Here is a 21378-nt window from a genome sequence, read left to right as displayed (position 1 = left end):
ACCACCGAAATTGCTGACCATTTTTGACCGAATGCTTGCATTGATGCCCGTTTGTCGGGTCTAATAACAACATGTGACCGGCGTCACCGGCCACGCAACAACACCAGGCAACGCCAGACACCGCCAGACAACACGGAACATCGCCGAACATCGCCGTCAGAATCGAGGACTTCAAATGTCAGCTCCAGCCATCCCGCAGGACGCGCCGCCGCGGACCGGGGCCCGAGTGCATGTGCAGAAGTTGGGCACCGCGCTGTCGAACATGGTCATGCCCAACATCGCGGCGTTCATCGCCTGGGGCCTGATCACCGCGCTGTTCATCGAGCAGGGCTGGCTACAGGGCATATTCGCCGAGTTGAGGGACCCGGACGGCTGGGTCGCCAAGATCGGCGGGTGGGGCGCCTACGACGGGGCCGGAATCGTCGGCCCGATGATCACCTACCTGCTGCCGATCCTGATCGGATACACCGGCGGCCGGATGATCCACGGAAACCGCGGCGCGGTGGTGGGCGCGATCGCGACCATCGGTGTCGTCACCGGCGCTGACGTGCCGATGTTCCTGGGCGCGATGATCATGGGCCCGCTCGGCGGCTGGTGCATGAAGAAACTCGACGCGCTGTGGGAGGGCAAGATCCGCCCCGGCTTCGAGATGCTGGTGGACAACTTCTCCGCGGGCATCCTCGGGATGATCCTGGCGATCTTCGGCTTCTTCGGGATCGGGCCCATCGTCTCGGCGTTCACCCGATTGGCGGGCAACGCGGTGGACTTCCTGGTCGAGAACAACCTGTTGCCGCTGACCTCGATCCTGATCGAACCGGCCAAGGTGCTGTTCCTGAACAACGCGATCAACCACGGGGTGCTGACCCCGCTGGGCACCACGCAGGCGCTGGAGACGGGCAAGTCGATCCTGTTCCTGCTGGAGGCCAACCCCGGCCCCGGGCTGGGACTCCTGTTGGCGTACATGGTCTTCGGCCGCGGTATCGCCCGGGCATCCGCGCCGGGCGCTGCGATCATCCAGTTCTTCGGCGGCATCCACGAGATCTACTTCCCCTACGTGCTGATGAAGCCGAAGCTGATCATCGCGACCATCCTCGGCGGCATGACCGGCGTGTTCATCAACGTGCTGTTCGGCTCGGGCCTGCGGGCACCCGCTGCGCCCGGATCGATCATCGCGGTGTACGCGCAGACCGCCAGCGACAGCTATCTGGGCGTGACGCTGTCTGTGTTCGGCGCGGCCGCAGTGTCGTTCGTGGTCGCCTCGCTGTTGTTGAAGACCGACAAGGCGACCGACGATCCGGACCTGGCCGCCGCGACCGCGGAGATGGAATCCCTCAAGGGCAAGAAGTCCAGCGTGTCGTCGGCTCTGGCCGGGCAGGGCGGAGTGGCCACCGCCACGCGTCCGATCTCCACCATCGTGTTCGCCTGCGACGCCGGCATGGGCTCATCGGCGATGGGCGCCTCGGTGTTGCGCAGGAAGATCCAGAAGGCCGGCTTCGGCGACATCAAGGTCACCAACTCGGCGATCTCCAACCTGAGCGACACCTACGACCTCGTGGTCTCGCACCGGGACCTGACCGATCGGGCCCGGCAGAAGACACCCTCGGCGGCGCACGTGTCCGTCGAGGACTTCATGAGCAGTCCCCGGTACGACGAGATCGTCGAGCAGTTGGAGCAGACCAACGGTGGCGGGGCCGCGCCGGCCGCAGCGGCCGAGGAGTCAGCGGCCGAGGAGTCCGCCGGTGATTCCGATGTGTTGGCGCTGGAGTCGATCGTGCTGAACGGGACGGCGAAGAACGCCGCTGACGCGATCACCGAGGCCGGTGAGCTGCTGGTGGCCGCCGGTGCGGTCGAGTCGGCCTATGTCGACGCCATGCATGAGCGCGAACGGTCGATCTCCACCTACATGGGCAACGGCCTGGCGATTCCGCACGGCACCAACGAGGCCAAGGACACCATCCGACGCACCGGTCTGTCATTCGTCCGCTACACCGAGCCGATCGACTGGAATGGCAAGCCCGCCGAGTTCGTCGTCGGAATCGCCGGAGCCGGCAAGGATCACATGGCGCTGCTCACCCAGATCGCCGGCGTGTTCCTCAAAGCCGACGACGTGGCCCGGTTGCGCGAGGCGAAGTCGGTGGAGGAGGTCAAGGCCATCCTCACCAGTGGTGAGAAGTAGCTGCCGACTACCGTGACGTCGGTGGATTCGGACACCCGGCAGACTCGGATCGTCGAGTTCGCGCGCACGCGTGGCCGGGTGGAGGTGGCCTCGCTCGCGACGGAGTTGGACGTCGCGAGCGAGACCATCCGCAGGGATCTGAAGGTGCTGGCCGGCCGCCGTCTGCTCAAGCGGGTGCACGGCGGTGCGGTTCCATTGGAGACGGCAGCGTTCGAGTCAGGGGTCGAGTACCGCAGCCAGGTCGATCTCGCGCAGAAGCACCGGATGGCAGCGCGCGCAGCGGAACTGCTGCACGGCGCCGAGACGGTCTATCTGGATGAGGGTTTCACGCCTCGGCTGATCGCCGAAAGGCTGGCCGAGCAGGATCTGACGATCGTGACGGCCTCGCTGCTGGCCGCCGAGGCGCTCGCACACAGCCGTTCGGTCACCGTGCTGCTGCTCGGCGGCCGGTTACGGGGTAGGACGTTGGCGACGGTGGATCACTGGGCACTGGACATGTTGGGCAGCCTGGTGATCGACGTGGCTTTCCTTGGCACCAACGGTATTTCGCTCGAGCACGGGCTGACGACACCGGATCCGGCGGTGGCGGCGGTGAAGAGCACGGCGGTCCGGGTCGCGCGGCGGCCGATCCTGGTGGCGGCCCACTCGAAGTTCGGGGAGAGCAGCTTCTGCCGCTTCGCGAAGGTGGCCGACTTCGAGTCGATCGTCACCGGCTCGGAACTCGACGCCGCCGAAGCGCGCCGGTACGAGGCGCTGGGGCCCGTTGTCATCCGGGCGTGACGGTCAACGCCGGGCGCAGCCGCGGTGTTGCGATGTCGGCGCCCGCGTCAAGATCGTCCACCAGCGCCGCGGCCCACGCCAGCAGGCCGTCGACGTCCACGGCGTGGGGCCGCGGCTGATCCACCGTGTCCAGATGCAGCGATCCGCGGCGAAGCAGCGTGATCGCACCGTCGACATTGCCGCGCTGGATGTGGGTGACGCCTACCGCCAGTTGGGCCAGGCCCTGCCACAACGGTCGCTCGTCGGCGGGGCCGTTCTTCCAGGCTGCCTCGAGCACTTCGTGCGCGTTGAACGCCAGGCCCTGGTTCAGCAGATCCTGCGCGTAGGAAAGCGATCGGGCCGGCGGTAGGTCCAGATCGTCGGGGATCCGGGGCACCCCGGCACTGCCCGCAGGCAGTGGCCGGCCCAGGGCGTCCCGGGCGCGGGTGTTGCGGGGCCGGCCGGATTCGTCGCGATCGCGGTTGTTCTGTTCGGTGATCAGGACCACCTTCTGTCGCCTAATCCTCGATGATGGAGTCGGCTTCTTCGTCTCCGGGGACGCGCTCCTTCTCGTCTTCGTCGACGACGGAGTAGAGCGAGTCGCCGTCCTCGGGCGTGCCGTCGATCTGCCCGGACGTCCTGTGGGTGGGCCGCTCGTCCTGGAATTCGCCGCGGGGCAATACATCGGGGACCTCGGCCGCGAGCCTCTCGTCGAGCGTCTCGTCCTCCTCGGCGTCGATCCACTCGTCGGGCGGATCGACGACGGTGTCGCCGTCGTTGTTGCGAACCTCGTCGGAGTCCAGCGACTCACTGGGGCCCAGGGTGCCGTCGGGGCCTGCGTCGTCCCTGTCGCCGTCCATGTCAGCGTTCATCTCCACGTTCATGCCCACGAGTGTGCCCCATTGCGCAACCGCTCAATCGAGCCGCGACCTGGCGTCGTGCAGGACCGCCTCGATGTCACCCCAGGTGCGGCGGACGATGTCCGCCACCGGATGGAGTTCGGTGATGCGCGACGACACCTGACCGGTGTTGGCCACGCTGGCCTCTAGGTCACCACCGAAGTACAGCTCGGTGATCCGTCCGAGCAACTGCGCGTCGGAGTCGTGTTCGCTCAGGCGCGCGGCGAGTCCGGTCCGCAGCACCCGCATCGTCGGGTTGCCGGGAACGTCGAGCAGCACTGTCCCGGCGTCGTCGGCGGCGACGATCGCGTCCTTGAAGTTGGCGTGCACCAGCGCTTCATTGCTGGCGAGCATGCGGGTACCCATCTGCACGCCCTCGGCCCCGAGCACCACCGCCGCCGCGGCCGACCGGGCGTCACACACCCCGCCGGCGCAGATGGCGGGCAGCCCGACGCGCTCCGCGATCAGCGGCAGCAGCACCATCGTCGAAGCGCCCAGCGCCGACTTGAATCCGCCGCCCTCGACTCCCTCGACGACAAGTGCGTCCACGCCGGCGTCGGCGGCCTTCATCGCTCCCTTCAACGAGCCCACGACGTGAACGACCGTCATGCCGGCGTCATGCAGCCGGGAGGTGAACAGCGCCGGATCCCCTGCCGAGGTGAACACGTGCTGCACACCCGCGGAGGCCAGCACGTCGACGATCGACGGATCCCGCTTCCATCCCTGGATCATCAGGTTGGCCGCCACCGCCCGGTCGGTGAGTTCGCGCACCCGCAGCAGGTCGGCCCGGCCCTCGGGAGTCAGCGTCTCGATCACGCCGAGCCCACCGCCCTCGGACACCGCCGCGGCGAGTTCAGCGCGGGCGATGTAGGTCATCGGGGCCTGGACGACCGGGAACTCGACACCGAGAAGCTCCTGAATTCGATTGGTCACCCCGCCCATCCTGCTACGGTCCGGGGCGTGTACCGGGTGATCCAGTGGGGGACAGGCGCGGTCGGAACCGAGATGATGACCGCCATCCTCGACCACCTCGACGATCTGCAGCTCATCGGCGCGAAGGTGTACTCCGAGGACAAGGGCGGCATCGACATCGGAACGCTCGCCGGTCGTGCCCCGATCGGCGTGCCGGCGACCACCGATGCCGACGCCATTCTCGCTCTCGAGGCGGACTGCGTGCTCTACACGCCGCGAACCGCGCGCGTCGACGAGGTGTGCGCGTTGCTGGCGAGCGGCAAGAACGTCGCCACCACGGCGTTCATGTTCCATCCGCAGCGGATGCAGGCCGCCGATCGCGACCGGGTACTTGCGGCATGTGAGGCGGGTGCGAGCTCGGTGCACGGCAGCGGTATCAACCCCGGCAACCTGTCCGGTGTGCTCCCGCTCGCGCTTTCCGGCATGAGCCGCACCATCGACAAGATCACCCTGCAGGAGCGGGCGGACTGGTCGGTGTACGAGAGCACCGGGATCACGTTCGACAACATGGCGTTCGGCCAGCCCGTCGACGCGATCAGCCCGACCGCCACCGAGTTCCTGGCGTTCAACAGTTCGATCTTCGCCGAACAGGTCTGGTTTATCGGCGACTCACTCGGTGCGCAGCTCGACGAGGTCACCGCGACGGTCGAAGCCGTTGCCGCGCAAGAGGATCACCAGATATTCGATCATCTGCTGCGCGCCGGCACCACGGCCGGCCAGCGGTGGAACTGGGCGGGCATGCGCGATGGGGTGCCGCTGGTGGAGATCGAAACCCTGTGGACGGTGGGCGGCGAGTACCCGAGGCACTGGCCGAGCCCGCAACACGGCTGGACGCTGACGATCGAGGGTGACCCGTCGATGCGCACCCACTTCCTGTCGCTGGCCAGCTTCAGCCGTGCGGCGAGCATGGAAGAGCATGTCCGATCGGCGAACGTGGCCACCGCGATGCAGGTGCTCAATGCGGTCCCGGCGGTCTGCGCCGCACCCCCCGGCTTCGCGACGACGGCGACGCTCCCGCTGATCCGCAGTCGTGCGGGCTTTTCGGCTCAGCCGTAGAACATCACCCAGTAGTCGGCGTTCCACGCCACGCCGTCGCACTTGAGCGGGACACCGTCGGGGCTCTGCGCGACCGCCGACGGCTCCGCGCACGGCGACCTCAGCGTGCGCACCCCGACCAGCGGCGTGAAGGACACCCACTGGCTCTTCGAGTTGCACGCCAGCGTATTGCCGGAAGCATCCATGCCGAAGTTGTAGCGCGTGGTCTGATTGCACTGCGCACCCAACTGCGCGCTGTGGTCCACATACGGCACGCAGTCGGCGCCGTCGCAGGTGGTCGGCGTCGCCGAGGCGGTACCCGCCCCGATGCCCAGCCCGCCCAGGGGCGCGGCGAGCAGACCAGCGACGATTACAGCCGTAGCCATCGACTTCATGGCCCATAGCGTAGGTCGCGGGGGCACGGTCGTGAGCGATGTTTGCTCGCATTGCCTCTCGCAGTGCCCTGGGAACCGCCACCTGCGGGCACGCCGAGGCGTAAGGTCATGTTCCATGAAATCGCTGGTAGGCGTGTTGTCAGTGGGTGTGATGTCCGGCGTGGTCGCAGCGGGCGCTCTCGTCTCGCCCCCGGCGGCCAACGCGGACACCGTCGCCTACCTGGTGAATGTGCACGTCCGGCCCGGGTACAACTTCCCCAACGCCGAGGCGGCGATCGGCTACGGCCAGAGCATCTGCGACCGGGTCTCGGCCAAGATGGGGTATTCCGAACTCGTCGACCAGGTGAAAGCCGACTTCCACACCACCGACTACTACCAGGCGGGCTACCTGATCAATCAGGCCGTCAACGAACTGTGCCCCGCGCAGATCTGGCAGTTGCGGCAGTCGGCCGCCGGCTACACGCCTTTCTAGCGCGCGCCGGCGGCCTGACCTGCTACGGGCAGGACACCTCGATTTCGAACGGCTTGTTCACCGGCTGCATCGGGTTGGCCATGTCGACACCCGTGGCGGTTCCGGAGATCTTGTAGGTGTTGCCGTCCTTCTCGGCCGTGGCCTCGCCCTGGCCGGTTCCGGCCTGGTAGCCGAGCGAGACACCGTTGACGTTGCCCAGGCCCACGGACTGGACGGTCGGATCGTCACCGGTGGTCACCACCGCGCCGATACCGGTCGTCGCGTCGCCGATCGCGATGTTGGTGTTGCCACCCATGTCCGAGCAGACGACCGTACCGGCGACCTCTTGGTCCTGGCCGTCGATCGTCACCGTGCTGGTGCCGTCCGCTGCGGCGGCAGACGATGTTTCTCCCGACGTTCCGGACTGCTCGTCCGACGAACAGCCCGACAGACCTGCGATGACGATCGCCGCACCGCCGACGGCGGCGACTACGAATCCACGCTTCACCAGGGTTCTCCTTTTGTCGTGTGGTCCGTCAACACCGGCGGACCATCTCACGCAGTATGGTCGGCGACTCGATGAGGTTCAGGTCGATTCCGAAAATCGGTCAGCGCAGGTGAGGCCCACCGGCAGGCTGCTCAGCAAGCGACTTTGATCTTGAACGTCCCTGACGTGCGAAAGCTCGGGTTCGCGGTCTCGAAGCCCTCGGCGGTGCCGTCGATGGAATAGGTGCGTCCGGCCATCGTCACCGTCGCTTCGCCGCCCAGTCCGGCGTTGAAGCTGCCCGTGAACCCGCCGAGGTCACGGACGCTGACGTTCTTGACGATGAGTTCGTCCTCGCTGGCCAGCAACGCCGAGATTCCGGCGGATTCGCCACCCTCGCCGGTGGTGATCGTGGTCAGGGGCCCGGCCTCGCTGCACTGCACCGATTCGGTGGTGCCGATGTCCTCACCGTTGACGGTCACCTGAGCCGTTCCCGCGATGAGCTCGCCCGGTGGTGGGTCGTACACGGGAGGCTGCGAGGACGAACACCCGGCGGCGAGGGCAACCGCCGCGATCCCGGCCGTCAGGGCCCATCGTGTGATCACAGTGCAGAATCTACGACGTGGCCGCCCCGAATGTCAGTGTTCCGTTTTTTCGCGTCGAAGCGGAACTGCCGGGGCGCCTGGGCCGGGCCGGGGTGATCCAGACCCCGCACGGCGAGATCCGCACGCCGGCGTTCATCGCGGTGGGCACGCAGGCCACCGTGAAGGCCGTGCTTCCCGAGACCATGAGAGAACTTGGTGCGCAAGCGGTTCTGGCGAATGCCTACCACCTGTACCTGCAGCCCGGTCCCGACATCGTCGACGAAGCCGGCGGTTTGGGCGCGTTCATGAACTGGTCCGGGCCGACCTTCACCGACAGCGGCGGGTTCCAGGTGATGTCGCTGGGTGTCGGGTTCAAGAAGGTGCTCTCGATGGACGCCACCCGCGTGCAGACCGACGACATCATCGCCGACGGCAAGGAACGCCTCGCCCACGTCGACGACGACGGCGTGACGTTCCGGTCGCACCTGAACGGGTCCACCCACCGGTTCACCCCTGAGGTTTCCATCGGGATCCAGCACCAACTCGGAGCCGACATCATCTTCGCGTTCGACGAACTGACCACGCTGGTCAACACCCGGGGTTACCAGGAACGCTCGGTGCAGCGCACCCACGAGTGGGCGGTGCGGTGTGTGGCCGAGCACCGCAGGCTGTCGCAGCTGCGCAGCGACAAGCCGCCGCAGGCACTGTTCGGGGTGGTGCAGGGCGCGCAGTACGAGGATCTGCGCAGGCAGGCCGCGCGCGGGCTCGCCGGGTTGGGCTTCGCCGGTTTCGGCATCGGCGGAGCGCTGGAGAAGCAGAACCTGGCCACCATCGTCGGCTGGGTCAGCAGCGAGTTGCCCGACGACAAACCGCGTCACCTGCTCGGGATCAGCGAGCCCGACGACCTGTTCGCCGCCGTCGAAGCCGGCGCCGACACGTTCGACTGCGTATCGCCCTCGCGGGTGGCACGCAACGCCGCGGTGTATTCGGCGACCGGGCGGTACAACATCACCGCTTCGCGCTACCGCCGGGACTTCACCCCGGTCGACGCCGACTGTGACTGCTACACCTGCGCCAACTACACCCGGGCCTACCTGCACCACCTGTTCAAATCCAAGGAGATGCTGGCCTCCACGCTGTGCACGATCCACAACGAGCGGTTCATCATCCGCCTCGTCGACGACATCCGGGATTCGATCGGGACCGGCCGTTTCGACGAGCTCCGTGAGCACGTGCTGGGTCGCTACTACTCGACGCGATCCTGACCAGCACCGTCTTGAACATGTGCACAATAAGAAGATGACCGCTGCCGCAGAACCGCAGTCGCTGCTCGTGCAGCTGCTCGATCCGGCCCATCGCGCCGACCCGTACCCGCACTACCGCCGGATCCGCGAACAGGGTCCGCTGCTGTTGCCGCAGAACAACCTGGCGGTGTTCTCGAGTTTCGCCGACTGCGACGAAGTGCTGCGGCATCCGGCCTCGGCGAGCGACCGGATGAAGTCCACCGTTGCGCAGCGGATGGTCGCGGACGGTGCCGCGCCCCGGCCGTTCGGCCCGCCGGGGTTTCTGTTCCTCGACCCGCCCGACCACACCCGGTTGCGCCGGTTGGTGAGCAAGGCGTTCGTCCCCAAGGTGGTCAAGGCGCTGGAACCCGAGATCACCGGTCTGGTGGACTCGCTGCTCGACGGGGCATCGGACCTCTTCGACGCGATCACCGGCCTGGCGTACCCGCTTCCCGTCGCGGTGATCTGTCGCCTGTTGGGCGTGCCGCTGGCAGACGAATCGGAGTTCAGCGCGGCGTCGGCGCTGCTCGCGCAGTCACTGGATCCGTTCGTCACTGTGACGGGTGAGGCCGACGGTGGCTTCGAGGAGCGGATGCAGGCCGGGTTGTGGCTGCGCGACTACCTGCGCGACCTGATCGGGCAGCGCCGGCGCGACCCCGGTGACGACCTGATGTCCGGACTGATCCAGGTGGAGGAGTCCGGTGATCAGCTCACCGAGGAGGAGATCGTCGCGACGTGCAATCTGCTGCTGATCGCCGGGCACGAGACGACGGTGAACCTGATCGCCAACGCGATCCTGGCGCTGCTGCGTGATCCGGCGCAATGGGAGGCGCTGGCCGACGACCCGTCCAGGGTCGGCGCCGTCATCGAGGAGACGCTGCGCTACGACCCACCGGTGCAGTTGATCGGCCGGATCGCGGCAGAGGACATGGTGATCGGGGAACTGGCAATTCCCAAGGGCGACAACATGTTGCTGTTGTTGGCCGCTGCCCACCGCGACCCGAGCAACGGTGAACGCCCGGACCGGTTCGACCCGGACCGCCCCACGATCCGCCACCTCGGATTCGGCAAGGGACCGCACTTCTGCCTCGGCGCGCCGCTCGCGCGACTGGAGGCCACGGTCGCCCTGTCGGCGCTGACGGGACGCTTCCCGAACGCCGCGCTGGCCGCCGAGCCGGAGTACAAGCAGAACGTCACACTCCGGGGCATGTCGACGTTGCCGATCACCCTCGGTCGTGGTGCGGGGTCCCGGTGACGGGCCCTACCTCAGTTCGTCGATGACGGCGTGGGCAGCCCGCTCGCCTGCCTCGACCGCGCCCTCCATGTAGGCGCTCCAGAAGGTGGCGGTGTCGGTGGAGGCCCAGTGGATCGCACCGATCGGCGCCGACAACGCGTGGCCGTAGGTGGTCCACACGTGCGGGCCGTGGTTGGCGTTGTAGCAGCCGCGGGTCCACTGCCGTTCGGACCATTCGCCATCGATGTAGAACTCGGGATCTGTTGCCCGGCTGCCGAAATGGCGCACCAGCTCAGCCGTCAACGCCGCCCGCCGGTCCTCCTGCGGCAACCGCCCGTAGGTGCGGGCCTGCTCGCCCTCGAGGAACAGCAGGATGACGCCGTGGTCGTCGCCGGGGATGCAGGTGTCATTGGACATCCGGGCCGGGCCGACGTCCGAGATGAGCTGGCCGTTGAGTCCGTCGGCACGCCAGAACGGTTCGTCGTAGACGAAAAACGCCTTCATCGCCGAGCCGTTCGGAAGCCGCTGCGTGAGCTGATCGCGCACCCCGGACAATGGTGGGTCGTACATGATGCGTCCGGCCAGCGTCGGCGAGATCGCGACAATGACCCTGCGGCCGCGGGCCACCAGCCCACCGCGGCAGTGCACCGTGACGTTGTCGGCGGTGTGCTCGATCAGCTGAACCGGGCTGTTGAGCACGATCTGGTCGGCGACGAGCGCGGCGAGCCGTTTGGGTATCTCGGCGGTGCCGCCGACGAACCGGGTGGTCTGTGCGCCACCCTCTGATTCGGCGAACAGTTCGGAGGTGACGCCGCACGTCTGGATCGTGAACAGCAGGTGCAGGAACGACACCTCGACGGTCGGCACCGCGAGGATTCCGACGGTGCAGATTTCCAACAGCGTGCGCGCGACCGGTGACAGACCCTGGCGGTCATACCAATCCGCGGCGGTCAGGATGTCCCACTCGGCGGCTTTCGGAGCCAGCCAGGGAGCTTCGACGGGAACCTCGGCGGCCAACTCGTCGAGCCGCCGCAACACCTTTTCCAGGTCGGCCAGCTCATCGGCGAACTGCTCGTGGAACTCGCGCTCCCGCAACGTTCCTGAGCCGACAAGATCATAGGACGTCTCACCCGAGTCGTACTGCGGGTAGGTCTCGACGCCGAGTTCGGCGGCCAGGGCGAACATCCGGTGATGGGTGTCGCCGATCCACTGCGCGCCCAGTTCGACCGGCAGGCCGGGCAGCACCTCCTCGGTGAGGATGCGCCCGCCGACCCGCTCGTCGGCCTCCACGAGCAGCGGGGTCAGGCCGGCATCGAGTAGCGTTCGGGCGGCGATCAGCCCCGAGAGGCCGGCGCCGACGACGATGACGTCCGCTTCATCACGTGCCATGGTGGACACCTTTCCACGCTCAGCAGTACGGCGAACAGCGCCAGCACCGCAACAAGGCCTCGTCGTGGATAGCCCATCGGCGGACGGTAACAACCGGCGGCCGTTGACCCACGGGTTCTGCTCATCCGGGGCGGTATACCCACGGACCGCGGGGTAACCGCTGCGGATCGAACTCGGCGAGCATGCCGTCGACCGTCGGCGAGGTGTAGCCCAGCGACTCGCCTATCTGGTGGACTGCCTTCGGCACGCCGATCTCGGCGAGGGTCACCGCACCGTCGCGCTTGGCCAGCCGTGTACCGGCGGCGTTGAGCACCAGCGGCACATGGGCGTACCCGGGCACGGGATGGCCGAGCAACCGCGCGAGATATGCCTGCCGCGGTGCGGACGTCAGCAGATCGTCCCCGCGGACCACCTGGTCGACCCCGGAGGCGGCGTCGTCGACGACGACCGCCAGGTTGTAGGCGGGCACCCCGTCCCCGCGCCGGATCACGAAGTCGTCGACCGCGCCGGTGTAGTCGCCGTGCAGCAGGTCGTGCACGGTGAACTCGGCCGTGTCGGTGCGCAGCCGCAGGGCCGGGGGGCGTCCGGTCTGGTGTCTACGGGCCCGTCGCTCGGCGTCGGTGAGATTCCGGCAGGTTCCCGGGTAGGCCCCCTCGGGGGCGTGGGGCGCGCGTGGTGCCTGCGCGATATCCCTTCGGGTGCAATAACACTCGAACAGCAGCCCGCGCCGGTCCAGCGAGTCGACGACGGCGGCGTAGCGGTGCGGATGGTCGGTCTGGCGGGTGGCGGGTCCGTCCCAGGTGAGACCGAGTGCGGCCAGGTCGGCCAGTTGCCGCTCGGCGATCTCGGCGTGGGTGCGGTCGTCGAGATCCTCGACGCGCATCAGGAACCGACGACCGGTGGACCGGGCGAACAACCAGGCGAGCACGGCGGTGCGCAGGTTTCCGATGTGCAGATCGGCAGACGGGCTCGGCGCGAACCTGCCCGCGCCGGGTGGGGGTGTCACCGTGCCAGCGCGTCGGCGAATGCCGAGCAGAACCAGTCCACGTCGTTCTGGGAGAACACCAGCGGCGGCCGGATCTTGAGGACGTGGCCCTGCGTGCCGCACACCGAGATCAGCACCCGTCGTTCCCGCAGTGCGTTGACCAGACTGATCGCCTCGGCGCGGTCAGGAGTCCTGGCGCGCGGGTCGCTGACGATCTCCACACCGATGTAGAGCCCCGCCCCGCGAACATCCCCGAGGCGGGGGTCGCCGATGCCGGCCAGCTCGCCGCGCAGCACCGCTCCGACCTCGCGGGCGTTGTCGAGCAGCCCGTCGTCGTCGATGACGTCGAGCACTGCGGTGGCTGCGGCCATCGACACCGGGTTGCCGGCGAAGGTGTTGAAATAGGCCACCCCCGTCGCGAATGGCGCGATCACCTCGGAGCGGCCGGCCATCGCGGCGACGGGCATCCCGTTGCCCATCGGCTTGCCCATGGTGACGAGGTCGGGCACCACCCGATGCCGGTCGAAGCCCCACATCGCCTCGCCGGTCCGAACGAAGCCGGGCTGCACCTCATCGGCGATGAACACGCCGCCGAACCGGCGCACCGCGTCGACGGCCGGACCCAGCACATTCGGGGTGGCGTACACGCCGTCGGAGGAGAAGATCGTGTCGAGGACCAGGCAGCTCACCCCGTGCCCCGCCGCGATCAGGTCCTCGGCTGCCCGGGACACGTCGGCGGCGAAGCGCTCGGCGAGCTCGTCGGCGGGCACCCGGTAGCTGTCCGGCGGCGGCACGGCCCGGACGTTGGCGCCGAGGGTCCCCGCACCCCCCAGCGACGGCGAGATCGCGGTGACCGCTGCGGTGTTCCCGTGGTAGGCGTCGGTGGTGATGATGACGCCGGTGGAGCCGGTGTACATGTTCGCGACCCGCAACGCCAGGTCGTTGGCCTCGGAGCCGGTGCATGCGTACATCACCTGGTCGACGGCGTCGGGCATGCCGGCGAGCAGCCGCTCGGAGTAGTCGAGGATCCCTTGGTGCAGGTAGCGGGTGTGGGTGTTGAGGGTGGACATCTGGCGGGTGACGGCGTCGACGACGCGGGGCTCACAGTGCCCGACGCTGACGACGTTGTTGTAGGCGTCGAGGTACTCGAGGCCGTCGGCGTCGTACAGACGCACCCCCCGGCCACGCACGATGTGCACCGGCCGCTCGTAGAACAACCGGTTCGCCGGGCCGAGCAGTCGTTCCCGCGCGACGATCAGCGGCTCGGTGTTGCCGGCGGGCGGCTGCCCCCGGTAACTGTTGGAATCCATGATGTTCGAGAAACTCATCGCACCTCAGTCTGCTGCATCGGGGGGCCTCCGTCAGAATTGTCGGGATGTCCGGACTGCCGCCTGATCACCAGCGCTACGCGCGCGCCGCGTTGCCCGCCTACGGCCGGGACCCGGATTCGGAGTTGTGCCTGCTCAGCCTCTCCGAGAACGCCACGTACCTGGTGACCGGCGACGAGCCGATGGTGTTGCGGGTGCACCGGCCCGGGTACCACTCGCTGGATGGGATCCGGTCCGAGCTCAGCTGGATGACCGCGCTGCGCACCCAGACGCCGGTCGCCACGCCGGAGTTGATCCCGGCCCGCGACGGCCGAGACGTGGTGGCCGCGCTCGTCGGGGAGCACATGCTGCACGTCGACGCGGTGACGTTCATCGAGGGCTGTACCGCCGAGGAGCGCCCGGAGGCGGTCGGGTTCGACGAGTTGGGCCGACTCTGCGCCCACATGCACTCGCACGTCCAGAGCTGGTCCATGCCGGAGTATTTCAGCCGGTTCCGGTGGGATGTGGAGGCAACTCTGGGGCCGGCTGCCCGGTGGGGCAACTGGCGCGAGGCCCCCGGTCTGACCTCTGACGGGGCGGCTGCCGTCGAGCGGGCGGCGGCGCAGGTGGCGACGGCGCTGGCGGAATTCGGACAGGAGTCCGACCGGTTCGGGCTGATCCACGCCGACCTGCGGATGGCCAACCTGATGATCAACCCGGGTGGGCGGGGCGGCATCACCGTCATCGACTTCGACGACTGCGGCTGGTCCTGGTACCTGGCCGACCTCGGCGCGGTGGTGTCGTTCATCGAGCACACGCCGGAGGCCGAACGCATGATCGCCGGCTGGCTGCGCGGCTACCGCGAGGTGCGGCCCCTCCCCGGCGGCCACCTCGACATGATCCCGACGTTCGTGATGCTGCGGCGGCTGATGCTGACCGCATGGGTGGCGTCCCATGCCGATGCCGACGCGGCGATCGCCTTCACCGACGGTTTCGCACCGGGAACGGTGGACCTGGCCGAGCGTTACCTCACCGACCCGGGGTGGATGCGGTACGTCTAGCCGAGCTCTGCGAGCTTGGGGACCGCCGGGGACATCGCGTCGATCCACGCTGCCGGGGCACCGGTCGTCGGCGTCACGATGGTGGTGTGCACCCCGAGCCGTGCGTAATCGGCCATCGAGTTGACGAACTCGTCGGGGTTCACGTGTTCAGAATCAGGTGCGTGGACCATCACGGTCTTGCGGATGCTGTCGTAGTCGCGGTCGGCGTCGTCACAGTGCCGGCGCAGCACGTCGAGTTTGTGGGCGACTTCCTCGGGAGACGTCGCGAACAGGTTGCACGCGTCGCCGTACTGGGCGACCAGCCGCAGCGTCTTGCGTTCCCCGCCCCCGCCGATCATCACCGACGGCTTGTTGATCGGCTGTGGGGAGCACAGCGTCTCCTCGAGCTGGTAGTGCTTGCCCACGAACGGGCCGTTGTCGTCCGGGTTCCACATCTGGGCGCAGATCTGCAAGGCCTCCTCGAGCCGCTCGAACCGCTCGGACAGCGTCGGGAACGGAACCCCGAGACCACGGTGCTCGCGCTCGAACCACGCGGCGCCGATGCCGAGTGCCGCGCGCCCTCCCGAGAGCACGTCGAGCGTGGTCACGATCTTGGCGAGCAGCCCCGGATGGCGGTAGGTGACGCCGGTGACGAGCAGGCCGAGGGTGACCGAGGAGGTGTGGGCGGCCAGGTAGCCGAGGGTGGTGTAACCCTCGAGCATGTTCGCCTCGGCCGGTCGCCCGGTCGGCTCGATCTGGAAGAAGTGGTCCATGAAGGACAACCAGGTCGCGCCTGCGGCCTCGGCGGCAGCCCCGACCTCGGCCAACTCACCGGCGATCGCGGTGGTCCCGCCGTCGATGTCGAAAATGGGTATGTGAAATCCAAGGTCCATGACTGGACACAAGAGGTCAGCGGTGGCGGGAATTCCCCGTGGACTCAAGAAGTCCGTCGAGCGCATGTGCGACGTGATCCCGCCAAAGTCCCGCCTCGATGCGATGCACCGCTGAATCACCCTGGAAGGCGCTCGATATCACCACGTCGGGTTCCAGATCGGCGAGGACACGCAAGCTTTGCGCCATCGCCTGCGCGTCGCTGATGCCCTCGATGTAGCCGGCCCACCAGTCGCCCTCGCGGTTGCGGATCAGGGTGTCGCCGGTGAACAGGTACCTTCCTTCGGCGCCGCGGATCAGGTAGCTGGTGCTGCCCGGCGAATGTCCCGGTGTCGGGATGACCTCGACACCGTTGCCGTCTGTGTGCCGGCCGCTCAGTGGAATGTCGACACGGGAGTGTTCGGCGATTTGCGGCAGTTCCGCCTCGGGTGCGTGTAGTGCCGAACCGAAGTGTCGGGCAATCGTTTTGAGCATCGGCCCGGCTTCGTCGCGGTGAGACAGGTACTGATCGGCGACGCCGCCGAGCTTCTCGAGTTCGCCGAACTCGGCGTCGGTGGCCATCGAGTAGAACAGGACGTTGGGTCCGGTCCACAGATAGGCGTGGGTGGTCAGACCCGGGAACGGGGAATCTGTCTGGGTTTCATGGAGATCGCTGAGTACTTTGTGCATGTACCCAGGCTGCAACCTCAACAAATGTTCAGGTCAAGGGCTTGTCGTGAGCAGACACAAACTCGCATGGATTCGGCTGAAACCGTGCGAGTTTGTGTCTGCTCGCGAGAGGGAGCCCTCAGCCGATCTCGGCGAGCTGCTTCACCGCCGGGGCGATGCTGTTGATCCACTTCGCCGGCGAGCCGGTGGGCGGAAAGACGATGACGTCATCGATGCCGAGCTTCGCGTATTCGCCCATGATGCGGACAAAATCGTCGCGCGTCTCGGGTCCCGGGCTGAGGTCGTTGATCATGATGGTCTTGCGAATGGTGTCGTAGTCGCGTGCCACGTCATCGCAGTGCCCCCGCAGCACCCGCAGCTTGTGGGCCACCTCGTCGGGAGAAGTGCCGAACAGGTTGCACGCATCGCCGTACTGGGCAACCAGCCGCAGCGTCTTGCGCTCGCCACCGCCGCCGATCAGTACCTTCGGCCGGCTGATCGGCTGCGGATTACACAGCGTCTCCTGCAGGTGATAGTGCTTGCCTACGAACGCGCCGTTGTTGTCCGGATCCCACATCTGGGCGCAGATCTGCACGGCCTCTTCGAGGCGTTCGAACCGTTCGGCGATCAGCGGATACGGCACGCCGAGGCCCAGATGCTCCCGCTCGAACCAAGCTGCGCCGATGCCGAGCACAGCCCGGCCGCCGGACAGCACGTCCACCGTCGTGACGATCTTGGCGAGCAGGCCGGGGTGGCGATAGGTGACCCCGGTGACGAGGAGCCCGAGGTCGATTTTCGACGTGTGCCCGGCCAGGTAACCCAGCAGCGTGTACCCGTCCAGCATGTTGGCCTCGGCGGGCAGCCCGGTCGGCTCGATCTGGAAAAAGTGGTCCATGAACCACAGGGAGGTGGCGCCCGCCTCCTCGGCGGCCCCGCCCACTCTGGCGAGCTCAGGTCCGATGGCAGTGGTGCCACCGTCGATGTCGAGGATGGGCACGCTGATTCCGAGGTCCATGCTGGGTACAACCCGTAGGTCGTCGAGGCATTCCGCTTTGGCAGCAACTTAGGCACTGGGCCCAGGGCCGCCAAAAGGCAGGCTGCACCCGCGACGATTGTCGACGTCAAGCGGTGCTTGGTCCCTAGGTCACCAGGCCCTGCTCGAGCAGCCAGTCGCGAGCCACCAGCGCCGGATCGTCACCGTCGTTGTCGACCTTTGCGTTCAGTTCGAGCATGGTCTCGTTGGTGAGTTTGGGGTTGAGTTGGCCGAAGATCTCGATCAGCTCGGGATGCGCGGCGAGCAGTTCGGAGTCGACGACCTCGGTGAGGTTGTAGAGCGGGAAGAACGTCTTGTCGTCCTCGAGAACTCGCAGGTTCAGCGCGGGGATGCGCCCGTCGGTGGTGAACACCTCGCCGAAGTTGCAAACCCCGTCGGCGGTCGCGGTGTAGATGACGCCGGTGTCGAGGGTCGTGACGCCACCGAGGTCCTCGCGGGTGAGCCCGTATGTCTGCAGCATCGGTATGAAACCGTCGTTGCGGCTGGCGAATTCGCTCTCCACGCAGAAGGTCAGCTCCGATCTGTCCAGCGCGGTCAGGTCGGAGAGCTTGGTGACCCCCAGACGCTCGGCGGCGTCTTCGCGAATCGCGAACGCGTAGGTGTTGTTCATCGGCGCCGGCGCAAGCCAGGTCAGCCCGTTGGCCTGATCCGCCTCGTTGACCGCCTGCCACTGGGCGATCTCGTCCTTGATGGGCTCCTCGTTGCCCAGATAGTTGATCCAGCCGGTGCCGGTGTACTCCGGTGAGATGTCGGCATCGCCGTTGAGCATGGCCTGGCGCACCCCAAAGCTGCCCGGCGTGTTGGTCAGGTTGGTGACGTCGGCTCCGGCGGTGCTCAGGATGGTTGACAGCATGTTGCCCAGGATCAGTTGCTCGGTGAAATCCTTGGCCGCGACGGTGATCGGCACACCTTCGAGTGACTCATAATGCTGGATGGTCCCCGGGTCGGCCGCCAGCACCGCACCGCTGGCCGAACGCAACCCGCATCCGGAGACCAGCACCAGACACGCGATGGCGCAGACGATCCTGGTCCAGCCGGCGGGGGGAGCGGTGTTGCGCATCAGAGTCCCTTGGGGGCGGCGATGATCTCGACGACACGGGCCAGCCAGTCGATGAACAGTGCCAGCGCGGCGACGAGGATGGCCCCGACCACCAGGGTCACGTTCTGCTGCAGCTTGATTCCCGTGGTGATCAGCTGCCCCAACCCGCCGCCGCCGGTGAACGACGCCAGGGCTGCGGTGCCGACGATGAGCACCAGAGCGGTCCGCACCCCGGCCACGATCACGGCGAGGGCCAACGGCAGTTCCACGCGGACAAGGGTGGCGAACGACGACATCCCCATGCCACGGGCGGCTTCGACGAGCCGTGAGTCGACACCGTCGAGGCCGGTCACTGTGTTGGCGATGATCGGCATCGCGCCGTACACCGTGAGCGCGACGATGGCACCCACCTGTCCGATGCCGAAGAGGACCGCGCCCAGCGCGATCAAGCCGATGGCGGGTGCGGCCTGGCCGAACCCTGCGACGGTGATGACCGGCTTGGAGTAGCGACGCATCGGGCCGCGGGTCAGCATGATGCCGATCGGTATGGCGATCACGCACGTCAGCACCGTCGCCGCGAGGCTGATCGTCATGTGCTCGCGCAGTAGCGTCAGCAGGTTCGGGATCCCCAGAGACCGCTGCTCGGAATCGGAGACGTCGGCGACGTTGACGTACACCAGCGAACCCACCACTGCCAGGACACACGCCAGTGGCTGAACCACCCAGCGGCCAAGACCGCGACGTCTGCCCCCGGGCGTCTGCGGACCGGATTGACTCCCGGTGTCCAGCGCCGGGACGGCTGCTGTCACGGCAGGGACTCCGCGGATCGGGCGGCGCTCTGCAGGCCGGCCATGGCTCCCATGAGCGTCTCGATCCGGATCACGCCCTGATAGGTGTTGCGACGTCCGGTGACGACGACGACGCCGTGCGACGAGGTCAGCATCTCGTCGAGAGCATCGTTGAGCGTGGACGCGAGGCTGACGGACTCCAGGTTCTCGTCGAGGGTCACCTGCGAGAGCGAATTCGGTTGCTGCAGTTCGGTGATCGACAACCACCGCTGCGGCCGCTCGTGGGCGTCGAGCACGATGACATGCTCACGGTCGCGGTCCCGGGCGGCCTTGACCGCCGCCGCCGGATCATCGCCGACGTGCGCGACCGCGGCTTCGTGGAGTTCCACGTCGCGCACCCGGGTGAGCGTGAGTTGCTTGAGCGCCGCACCATGGCCGACGAAATCGCTGACGAAGTCGTCGGCGGGGTGGGCGAGGATCTGTTCAGGGGTGTCGTACTGCACGATCTTCGAACCGACCTGCAGGATCGCGATGCGGTCGCCGAGCTTGACCGCCTCGTCGAAGTCGTGGGTGACGAACACGATGGTCTTGCGCAATTCGTCCTGCAGCCGCAGCAATTCGTCCTGCAGCCGCTGCCGGGTGATCGGGTCGACCGCGCCGAACGGTTCGTCCATCAGCAGCACCGGCGGGTCGGCGGCGAGCGCACGCGCGACGCCGATCCGTTGCTGCTGGCCACCGGACAGCTCCCGCGGATAGCGGTCCCGGTACTTGCCGGGCTCGAGGCTGACCAGGTCGAGCAACTCGTCCACCCGCTCGGCGGTGCGCTTCTTGTCCCACTTGAGCAGTCGAGGAACGATGGCGATGTTGTCGCCGACCGTCAGGTGAGGGAACAGCCCGGCACCCTGGATGACGTAGCCGATGTGGCGTCGCAGCTCGTCGGGGTTGCGATGTGTCACGTCGTCGTCGCCGATCAGGATGCGACCGGATGTCGGTTCGATGAGCCGGTTGATCATCTTCATCGTGGTGGTCTTGCCGCATCCTGACGGCCCGACCAGCATCACGATCTCACCGGCCGGAATCTCCAGCGTGACGTTGTCCACGGCGGGAACCGATTGTCCGGGGTACAGCTTGGTCACGCCGTCCAGCAGGATCCGGGCGCCGCCGGCCGAGCGGGGAGCGGCGGAGGAAGACTCCTTCGTTGCCGAGTCAGACACGGATCCCCCTTGGGGTGGTGAGTCGGGTGAGGACGTTGAGTACGGTGTCGAGGAGTACCGCGAGGATCAGGATGCCGACGGTGCCGGCGACGATGGAGTTGGTGGCGTTGGCCCCGCCGGTCCTGGAGATGCCGGAGAAGATGTAACCGCCCAGGCCTGGGCCGAGCGCGAACGCCGCGATCGCGGCGATGCCCATCAGCATCTGTGCCGACACCCGAACACCGGTCATGATCACCGGCCAGGCCAGCGGCAGTTCCAGCCGGACGAGCGTGGTGAGCCGGTTCATGCCCATGCCGCGGGCGGATTCGACCAGTGTCTTGTCCACCCCGTTGAGGCCGACGACGACGTTGCGCAAGATCGGGAAGAAACCGAAGAACACCAGCATGATGACCGACGGCAGGACCCCGATGCCGACGATTCCGACAAGGACGCCGAGCAGGGCGTACGACGGGATCGTCAGACCTACCGCGGTGATCGTGTTTCCCGCGGTGGAGCCCCACGGGGAGCGGTAGATCGCGACCCCGACGAGCAGGGCCAACACTGTCGCCGCCAGCAGTGTCTGCACCACGAGGCTCATGTGCTGGTAGGCCAGAAACGACAGGACCGCCCAGCGGTCGAGAACGAAGTCGAAGAAGCCCATCAGTCTTCAGACGCTAGTGGACGGTTGCAGCGCGGTGCAGCGAATTCATCTCGCCGGCAAAGGTCCGTCAACTCCTGCTGCATCGACGGTCCGTACCCACTCCCAGCGAAA

Annotated in this window: 23 protein-coding genes; 7 read left to right on the top strand and 16 right to left on the bottom strand. The window is 67.3% G+C overall.

Features of this window, described 5'->3' with window-relative positions:
* Positions 1-175 precede the first annotated feature (175 nt).
* Positions 176-2176 (top strand): PTS mannitol transporter subunit IICBA, encoded by a 2001-nt coding sequence (locus tag BEMPMBAN_RS06880; protein ID WP_159229610.1) that lies wholly within the window; start codon positions 176-178, stop codon positions 2174-2176.
* A gap of 21 nt (positions 2177-2197) precedes the next feature.
* Complete coding sequence (locus tag BEMPMBAN_RS06875; RefSeq protein WP_159229609.1) at positions 2198-2956, top strand: DeoR/GlpR family DNA-binding transcription regulator; 759 nt, start codon at positions 2198-2200, stop codon at positions 2954-2956.
* Here the strand turns inward: BEMPMBAN_RS06875 and BEMPMBAN_RS06870 are convergent.
* The 3 genes from BEMPMBAN_RS06870 to BEMPMBAN_RS06860 are packed head-to-tail and all read right to left on the bottom strand — an operon-like array spanning position 2943 to position 4767.
* The gene (locus BEMPMBAN_RS06870; protein ID WP_159229678.1) at positions 2943-3434 is read right to left on the bottom strand and encodes a DUF309 domain-containing protein; all 492 of its coding nucleotides are present in this window, start codon (positions 3432-3434) and stop codon (positions 2943-2945) included. The genes BEMPMBAN_RS06875 and BEMPMBAN_RS06870 overlap by 14 nt on opposite strands.
* A gap of 19 nt (positions 3435-3453) precedes the next feature.
* Complete coding sequence (locus BEMPMBAN_RS06865; RefSeq protein WP_159229677.1) at positions 3454-3795, bottom strand: hypothetical protein; 342 nt, start codon at positions 3793-3795, stop codon at positions 3454-3456.
* A gap of 54 nt (positions 3796-3849) precedes the next feature.
* A complete protein-coding gene (locus tag BEMPMBAN_RS06860; RefSeq protein WP_159229608.1) occupies positions 3850-4767 on the bottom strand; it encodes an NAD(P)H-dependent flavin oxidoreductase in 918 nt (305 codons plus the stop codon).
* Between the two features lie 72 nt (positions 4768-4839).
* On the opposite strand from BEMPMBAN_RS06860, the gene BEMPMBAN_RS06855 reads away from it, so the two are divergent.
* On the top strand, positions 4840-5862 hold the full coding sequence (locus BEMPMBAN_RS06855; RefSeq protein ID WP_159229676.1) for an NAD(P)H-dependent amine dehydrogenase family protein: 1023 nt from the start codon (positions 4840-4842) through the stop codon (positions 5860-5862).
* On the opposite strand, the gene BEMPMBAN_RS06850 is transcribed toward BEMPMBAN_RS06855, so the two are convergent.
* The gene (locus BEMPMBAN_RS06850) at positions 5853-6236 is read right to left on the bottom strand and encodes a hypothetical protein (protein ID WP_159229607.1); all 384 of its coding nucleotides are present in this window, start codon (positions 6234-6236) and stop codon (positions 5853-5855) included. The two genes, BEMPMBAN_RS06855 and BEMPMBAN_RS06850, sit on opposite strands and share 10 nt — an antisense overlap.
* Positions 6237-6351: 115 nt before the next feature.
* Here BEMPMBAN_RS06850 and BEMPMBAN_RS06845 point away from each other — a divergent pair, with 115 nt between their 5' ends.
* Complete coding sequence (locus BEMPMBAN_RS06845) at positions 6352-6708, top strand: DUF732 domain-containing protein (protein WP_159229606.1); 357 nt, start codon at positions 6352-6354, stop codon at positions 6706-6708.
* A 22-nt stretch (positions 6709-6730) separates the two neighbouring features.
* Here the strand turns inward: BEMPMBAN_RS06845 and BEMPMBAN_RS06840 are convergent, their stop codons facing one another.
* Positions 6731-7195: a lipoprotein LpqH gene (locus BEMPMBAN_RS06840; RefSeq protein ID WP_159229605.1), complete on the bottom strand. Its 465-nt coding sequence runs from the start codon at positions 7193-7195 to the stop codon at positions 6731-6733.
* A gap of 131 nt (positions 7196-7326) precedes the next feature.
* Positions 7327-7776, bottom strand: coding sequence for a lipoprotein LpqH (locus BEMPMBAN_RS06835; RefSeq protein WP_159229604.1), 450 nt, complete (start codon positions 7774-7776; stop codon positions 7327-7329).
* A gap of 17 nt (positions 7777-7793) precedes the next feature.
* Between BEMPMBAN_RS06835 and tgt the strand changes: the two genes are divergently transcribed.
* Both tgt and BEMPMBAN_RS06825 read left to right on the top strand, forming a co-directional pair.
* The gene (gene tgt, locus BEMPMBAN_RS06830) at positions 7794-9020 is read left to right on the top strand and encodes a tRNA guanosine(34) transglycosylase Tgt (RefSeq protein WP_159229603.1); all 1227 of its coding nucleotides are present in this window, start codon (positions 7794-7796) and stop codon (positions 9018-9020) included.
* 34 nt (positions 9021-9054) lie between these two features.
* Positions 9055-10293, top strand: coding sequence for a cytochrome P450 (locus BEMPMBAN_RS06825; protein ID WP_159229602.1), 1239 nt, complete (start codon positions 9055-9057; stop codon positions 10291-10293).
* Positions 10294-10299: 6 nt separating this feature from the next.
* Here BEMPMBAN_RS06825 and BEMPMBAN_RS06820 read toward each other — a convergent pair whose 3' ends face one another.
* The 3 genes from BEMPMBAN_RS06820 to BEMPMBAN_RS06810 all read right to left on the bottom strand — a co-directional run bounded on the left by BEMPMBAN_RS06820 (position 10300) and on the right by BEMPMBAN_RS06810 (position 13974).
* Positions 10300-11661, bottom strand: a complete 1362-nt coding sequence (locus BEMPMBAN_RS06820) for a flavin monoamine oxidase family protein (protein ID WP_159229601.1) — start codon at positions 11659-11661, stop codon at positions 10300-10302.
* 121 nt (positions 11662-11782) lie between these two features.
* Positions 11783-12667, bottom strand: a complete 885-nt coding sequence (gluQRS, locus tag BEMPMBAN_RS06815) for a tRNA glutamyl-Q(34) synthetase GluQRS (RefSeq protein WP_159229600.1) — start codon at positions 12665-12667, stop codon at positions 11783-11785.
* Positions 12664-13974 (bottom strand): aspartate aminotransferase family protein, encoded by a 1311-nt coding sequence (locus tag BEMPMBAN_RS06810; protein WP_159229599.1) that lies wholly within the window; start codon positions 13972-13974, stop codon positions 12664-12666. The genes gluQRS and BEMPMBAN_RS06810 overlap by 4 nt, the downstream gene beginning before the upstream one ends.
* A gap of 47 nt (positions 13975-14021) precedes the next feature.
* Between BEMPMBAN_RS06810 and BEMPMBAN_RS06805 the strand changes: the two genes are divergently transcribed.
* The gene (locus tag BEMPMBAN_RS06805; protein ID WP_159229598.1) at positions 14022-15014 is read left to right on the top strand and encodes a phosphotransferase enzyme family protein; all 993 of its coding nucleotides are present in this window, start codon (positions 14022-14024) and stop codon (positions 15012-15014) included.
* Here BEMPMBAN_RS06805 and BEMPMBAN_RS06800 read toward each other — a convergent pair.
* The 7 genes from BEMPMBAN_RS06800 to BEMPMBAN_RS06770 form a co-directional block, all read right to left on the bottom strand.
* Entirely contained in the window at positions 15011-15886 is an 876-nt protein-coding gene (locus tag BEMPMBAN_RS06800; protein WP_159229597.1) for an LLM class F420-dependent oxidoreductase, read from the bottom strand. The two genes, BEMPMBAN_RS06805 and BEMPMBAN_RS06800, sit on opposite strands and share 4 nt — an antisense overlap.
* A 16-nt stretch (positions 15887-15902) precedes the next feature.
* Positions 15903-16553 carry an MBL fold metallo-hydrolase gene (locus tag BEMPMBAN_RS06795; protein ID WP_159229596.1) on the bottom strand — a complete coding sequence of 217 codons (651 nt, stop codon included), beginning with the start codon at positions 16551-16553 and terminating at the stop codon, positions 15903-15905.
* A 118-nt stretch (positions 16554-16671) separates the two neighbouring features.
* Positions 16672-17547: an LLM class F420-dependent oxidoreductase gene (locus BEMPMBAN_RS06790; protein ID WP_159229595.1), complete on the bottom strand. Its 876-nt coding sequence runs from the start codon at positions 17545-17547 to the stop codon at positions 16672-16674.
* Between the two features lie 124 nt (positions 17548-17671).
* Complete coding sequence (locus tag BEMPMBAN_RS06785) at positions 17672-18646, bottom strand: glycine betaine ABC transporter substrate-binding protein (RefSeq protein WP_159229594.1); 975 nt, start codon at positions 18644-18646, stop codon at positions 17672-17674.
* The gene (locus BEMPMBAN_RS06780) at positions 18646-19434 is read right to left on the bottom strand and encodes an ABC transporter permease (RefSeq protein ID WP_200845900.1); all 789 of its coding nucleotides are present in this window, start codon (positions 19432-19434) and stop codon (positions 18646-18648) included. Before BEMPMBAN_RS06780 ends, BEMPMBAN_RS06785 begins: the two co-directional genes overlap by 1 nt.
* Entirely contained in the window at positions 19431-20627 is a 1197-nt protein-coding gene (locus BEMPMBAN_RS06775; protein ID WP_159229593.1) for an ABC transporter ATP-binding protein, read from the bottom strand. Before BEMPMBAN_RS06775 ends, BEMPMBAN_RS06780 begins: the two co-directional genes overlap by 4 nt.
* Positions 20620-21267, bottom strand: coding sequence for an ABC transporter permease (locus BEMPMBAN_RS06770; protein ID WP_159229592.1), 648 nt, complete (start codon positions 21265-21267; stop codon positions 20620-20622). The genes BEMPMBAN_RS06775 and BEMPMBAN_RS06770 overlap by 8 nt, the downstream gene beginning before the upstream one ends.
* Positions 21268-21378 lie beyond the last annotated feature (111 nt).

The sequence above is a fragment of the Mycolicibacterium austroafricanum genome, assembly GCF_902705885.1.
Lineage (GTDB): Bacteria > Actinomycetota > Actinomycetes > Mycobacteriales > Mycobacteriaceae > Mycobacterium > Mycobacterium vanbaalenii_A.
This window is presented reverse-complemented; position numbering and strand designations above follow the sequence as displayed.